The following is a 5,407-nucleotide window of genomic DNA, read 5'->3' as shown; positions in this document are numbered from 1 at the left end:
GGGCGAGCGCGCCCAGCGGGTGCTTGGCCGGGACCTCAGGTGCCGCCTCCGGCCACCAGGTGACCACGGGGACGTCGGGCACGAGCAGCGGCGCCGCCACGGAGTCCGCGTGCTGCCCGAGCGGGCCGTACATGCGCAGCACGGTCGTCTCGCCGGGCGCGGCCTCGCCGACCCGGATCTCGGCGTCCAGCCGGGAGTCCGCCTTGGGCCGGCGGGTGATCATGGCGAGGACGCGGCACGGGTGCTCCCTGGCGGCCTGGTTAGCCGCGCGGATCGCGTCGTACTGCCCCTCCTCGTCGGTCACGATGATGAGCGTGAGCACCATGCCCAGCGTCATGCCGCCGAGCCGCCGCCGCGCCTCGGTCAGCGCGTTGCTGATCGCGCCGGTCGTCGTGTCGGTCAGGTCGATCGTCATTGACGCGATGCCTTTCTCTACAGCCGGCGCCAGGTGCGGCCGTCGCGCGCCATGAGCGCGTCGGCGGACGCGGGGCCCGGTGAGCCCGCTGGGTACTGTTCGGGCTTGGTGTTCTCGGCCCAGAAGTTCTCGATCGGGTCGAGGATGCGCCAGGAGAGCTCGACCTCCTCCTGGCGGGGGAACAGCGGCGGGTCGCCGATGAGGACGTCGAGGATCAGCCGCTCGTAGGCCTCCGGCGAGGACTCGGTGAAGGACTCGCCGTAGGCGAAGTCCATGTTGACGTCGCGCACCTCCATCGCGCTGCCCGGCACCTTCGAGCCGAACCGCACCGTGACACCCTCGTCCGGCTGGACGCGGATGACCAGGGCGTTCTGGCCGAGTTCCTCTGTGTCGGTGGCGGCGAAGGGCAGGTGCGGCGCGCGCTGGAACATCAGCGCGATCTCCGTCATCCGCCGCGTCAGCCGCTTGCCGGTGCGCAGGTAGAACGGCACGCCCGCCCACCGGCGCGTGTCCACGCCGAGCTGGACGGCGGCGTAGGTCTCGGTCCGCGAGTCTGGCGGGATGCCCTCTTCCTCCAGGTAGCCGATCACCTGCCGGCCGCCCTGCCATCCCGCCGCGTACTGGCCGCGGGCGGTCCCGGTGGCGAGGTCGGTGGGCAGCCGGACCGCGGACAGTATCTTCTCCTTCTCCTGCCGCAGCGAGTTCGCCTCGAATGACACCGGCTCCTCCATCGCGGTCAGCGCGAGGAGCTGCAGCAGGTGGTTCTGGATCACGTCGCGCGCGGCGCCGATGCCGTCGTAGTAGCCGGCCCGGCCGCCGATGCCGATGTCCTCGGACATCGTGATCTGCACGTGGTCCACGTAGCCGCGGTTCCAGATCGGCTCGTACAGGCTGTTCGCGAAGCGCAGCGCGAGGATGTTCTGGACGGTCTCCTTGCCCAGGTAGTGGTCGATGCGGAACACCGATTCAGCGGGGAACACCGCGTCCACGATGTTGTTCAGCTCGCGGGCGCTCTTCAGGTCGCGGCCGAACGGCTTCTCGATCACCACCCGCCGCCACGGCTCCCGCCCCGTGTCGGCGTCGGCGCCGGAGATGCTGGGGTCGGACAGCCCGGAGCGCTTGAGCTGCTCCACGACGACCGGGAAGAAGCGCGGCGGGATCGACAGGTAGAACGCGTAGTTCCCGCCGGTGCCCCGCTCGCGGTCCAGCTCCCGCACGGTCTCGGCCAGCTTGTCGAAGGCCGCGTCGTCGTCGAACTCGCCGGGGACGAACCGCATGCCCTCGGCGAGCTGCTGCCACACGGTCTCCCTGAACGGGGTCCGCGCGTGTTCCTTGACCGCCTGGTAGGTGATCTGGGCGAAGTCCTCGTGCTCCCAGTCCCTGCGGGCGAAGCCGACCAGGGAGAATCCGGGGGGCAGCAGGCCGCGGTTCGCCAGGTCGTACAGCGCGGGCATCAGCTTTTTCCTGGCGAGGTCGCCGGTGACGCCGAACATCACCAGGACGCATGGGCCCGCGACCCGGGGGATCCTGCGGTCCCGCGGGTCACGCAGCGGGTTGACGGGGGCGCCGGGGTCGTCCGCGATCGCGATCACCCCCGGATTCGCCGGCGCCGGGCCCCTGGCGTCGGCGTCAGGCACGGTCATGTCCGGTACCTCCAGTTGCCGTCTACTTGGTGCTCAGTTCGGTTCGGATCGTCTCGAGCAGCTCGTTCCAGGACACGGCGAACTTGGATACGCCCTCGTCCTCGAGGACCCGCACCACGTCGTCGTAGCTGATGCCGAGCTTCTCCAGCTCCGCGAAGACCTGGCGGGACTGCTCATAGGTGCCGTGGATGGTGTCGCCGCGCAGCACGCCGTGGTCGGCGGTGGCGCGCAGGGTCGCCTCGGGCATCGTGTTCACGGTGTCCCTGGCCACCAGCTCGACGACGTAGAGGGTGTCAGGGAACGCGGGGTCCTTCGTGGACGTGGAGGCCCACAGCGGGCGCTGCACGCGGGCGCCCTTCGCCGCGAGCGCCGCCCAGCGCGGCGTGGCCAGTTTCTGCTCGTACAGCTCGTAGGCCAGCCGCGCGTTCGCGATGGCGGCCTTGCCCTTCAGCGCGGCGGCTTCCGGCGTGCCGATCTTCTCCAGCCGCTTGTCCACCTCGGAGTCCACCCGGCTGACGAAGAACGAGGCGACCGACGCGATCTGGCTGATGTCGTGCCCGTTCGCCGCCGCCTGCTCGAGGCCGGCCATGTACGCGTCGATGACCTCGCCGTACCGCTCCAGCGAGAAGATCAGCGTCACGTTGACGCTGATGCCCTTCGCGAGCGTCTCGGTGATCGCGGGGACGCCCTCCGCGGTCGCCGGGATCTTGATGAACATGTTCGGCCTGTCGACCAGCCACCACAGCTGCTTGGCCTCGGCGATGGTCGCGGCGGTCTCCTTCGCGAGCCGGGGGTCGACCTCGATCGACACCCGGCCGTCCAGGCCGTCGGTCTCGTCGTAGGCCGGGCGGAGCACGTCGGCGGCCCACCTGATGTCGTAGGTGGTAATCATCCGCGACGCCTCTTCCACCGAGACGCGGCGGATCTTGAGGTCCGCTATCTGCTCGTCGTAGGCATCGCCCTGACTGAGCGCGTGGGCGAAGATCGTCGGGTTCGACGTCACGCCCCGCACCCAGAAGTCCCTCATGAGCATTTCGAGGTTGCCGGTGCGCAGCCGGTCACGGTTGATGTCGTCCAGCCAGACCGACACACCTTCCTCGGTAAGCTCTCGCAGAACGTCACTCATGGCCGTGTTCCTTCCGTATGACGCTAAGCCTGATATGGCTTCTTAGCTCCTGGTCCTGGACAGGCTGGTCTTAGCGGCTTCGGCTACCCGCTCCGCCGTCAGCCCGAACTCCTCGTACAGCTTCGTGTACGAGGCCGACGCGCCGTAGTGGTCTACCCCGACGCTCTCGCCCGCGTCGCCGACGAACTGCTTCCAGGGAGCGGTGATGCCGGCCTCGACGGACACCCGCGCCCGTACCGCTGCCGGGAGCACCTCCTCTTGGTAAGAAGCGTCTTGCTCGTGGAACCATTCCACGCAGGGCATCGAGACGACCCGCGCGGAGATTCCCTCGGCCGCGAGCAGCTCCCGCGCGTGCACCGCGATCTGCACCTCGCTGCCGGTGCCGATCAGGATGACGTCCGGCTGGCCAGAGTCGCTGTCGGCGAGCACGTACGCGCCGCGCGCGGTGCCGTCGGCCGGGCCGTACTTCTCCCGGTCGAAGACGGGCACGTTCTGCCGGGTCAGGCACAGGCCGGCGGGCCGGTCGGTGCGGGTGATGATGGTCCGCCAGGCCGCCGCGGTCTCGTTCGCGTCGGCGGGGCGCACCACGTCGAGGCCCATGATGTTGCGCAGCGACCACAGGTGCTCGACCGGCTGGTGCGTCGGCCCGTCCTCGCCGAGGCCGATCGAGTCGTGCGTCCACACGTAGGTGACCGGCTGCTCCATCAGCGCGGCGAGCCGGACCGAGGGCCGCATGTAGTCGCTGAAGACCAGGAAGGTGCCGCCGTACGGCCGGGTGCCGCCGTGCAGCGCGATGCCGTTCAGGATCGACCCCATGCCGTGCTCGCGGATGCCGAAGTGCAGCGTGCGCCCGTACGGGTTGCCAGGCCACATCTTGGTCTGGTGCTCGACGGGGACGAACGACGGCTGGCCCTCCATCGTCGTGAGGTTGGATTCGGCGAGGTCGGCGGAGCCGCCCCACAGTTCTGGCAGCACCGGCGCGAGCGCGGACAGGACATTGCCTGAGGCGCGCCTGGTGGCCACGCCCTTCTTCTCGTCCGCGGGGAACGACGGGATCGCCTCCGCCCAGTCGGCCGGGAGGCCGCGCACCGCCAGCCGGTCGAACAGCGCCTTGCGCTCGGGGTTGGCCGCCGCCCAGGCGGCGAAGCCCTGCTCCCACTCCGCGTGCAGCGCCTTGCCGCGCTCGGCGACCTCCCTGGCGCGGCTGACCGCCTCTTCCTCGGCGGGGAAGTTCACGGCCGGGTCGAAGCCCAGGATCTTCTTGGTGGCCGCGACCTCCTCCTCGCCGAGCGCGGAGCCGTGCGCGGCGCCCGTGTTCTGCTTGGTGGGCGCCGGCCAGCCGATGATCGTGCGCAGCGCGATGAACGACGGCTTGTCGGTGACCGCCTTGGCCGCCTCGAAGGCGTCGTACAGGTCCTGCACGTTCTCGTGGTAGCCGTCGGTGGTGCGCCAGCTCAGCCGCTGCACGTGCCAGCCGTAGGCCTCGTACCTGGCTGCGACGTCCTCGGACTTGGCGATGTGCGTGTCATCCTCGATCGAGATGAGGTTGTCGTCGTAGAGCACGATCAGGTTGCCCAGTTCCTGGTGCCCGGCCAGCGAGGAGACCTCGTGGCTGATGCCTTCCTCCATGTCCCCGTCGGAGACGAAGCAGTAGATGAAGTGGTCGAACGGCGAAGTGCCCGGCGCCGCGTCGGCGTCGTAGAGGCCGCGCTCGCGGCGGGACGCCATCGCCATGCCCACTGCGTTGCCGATGCCCTGGCCGAGCGGGCCGGTCGTGGTCTCGACACCCGCGGTCAGGCCGTGCTCCGGATGGCCGGGGGTGAGGCTGCCCCACGTGCGGTACCCCTCGAGGTCGTCGAGCGTGAGGCCGTAGCCCGACAGGTACAGCTGGATGTAGAGCGTCAGCGACGAGTGCCCGCAGGAGAGCACGAACCTGTCCCGGCCCGGCCACTTCGGGTCGGCCGGGTCGTGCCTGAGCACGTCCTGGAAGAGGAGGTAGGCGGCGGGCGCCAGGCTCATCGCCGTGCCCGGGTGACCGGACCCCGACTTCTGCACCGCGTCCATCGCCAGCACGCGGATCAGGTCGACGGCGTGCTTGTCCGTATCCGACCAGTCGAGGGTGTCATTGCTCGCCATTTGTCGTGAATTCCTTCCAGGGCTGTTCCCCGTATGGCTCTGTTCCCATATGGCCCTATTCCCGTACGGCTCTGTTCCCCGTACGGC

4 protein-coding genes are annotated in these 5,407 nt (G+C 69.6%); all 4 read right to left on the bottom strand.

Annotated features, from left to right (window positions below; all coding sequences use genetic code 11):
• Window positions 1-415, bottom strand: a 415-nt coding sequence (locus WA805_RS15965) for a glucose-6-phosphate dehydrogenase assembly protein OpcA (protein ID WP_425242727.1), incomplete at its 3' end; no start/stop codon positions are given.
• A gap of 17 nt (window positions 416-432) precedes the next feature.
• Window positions 433-2,058, bottom strand: coding sequence for a glucose-6-phosphate dehydrogenase (zwf, locus tag WA805_RS15960; RefSeq protein WP_425242726.1), 1,626 nt, complete (start codon window positions 2,056-2,058; stop codon window positions 433-435).
• 22 nt (window positions 2,059-2,080) lie between these two features.
• Window positions 2,081-3,184 (bottom strand): transaldolase, encoded by a 1,104-nt coding sequence (gene tal, locus WA805_RS15955; RefSeq protein WP_422285991.1) that lies wholly within the window; start codon window positions 3,182-3,184, stop codon window positions 2,081-2,083.
• Window positions 3,185-3,226: 42 nt separating this feature from the next.
• Window positions 3,227-5,320 carry a transketolase gene (tkt, locus tag WA805_RS15950; protein ID WP_425242725.1) on the bottom strand — a complete coding sequence of 698 codons (2,094 nt, stop codon included), beginning with the start codon at window positions 5,318-5,320 and terminating at the stop codon, window positions 3,227-3,229.
• Window positions 5,321-5,407 lie beyond the last annotated feature (87 nt).

Origin of the sequence: Trebonia sp. (assembly GCF_049794275.1) — a bacterium.
GTDB lineage: Bacteria > Actinomycetota > Actinomycetes > Streptosporangiales > Streptosporangiaceae > Trebonia.
The sequence above is the reverse complement of the archived record's forward strand: the minus strand, read 5'-3'. Positions and strand labels throughout refer to the sequence as shown.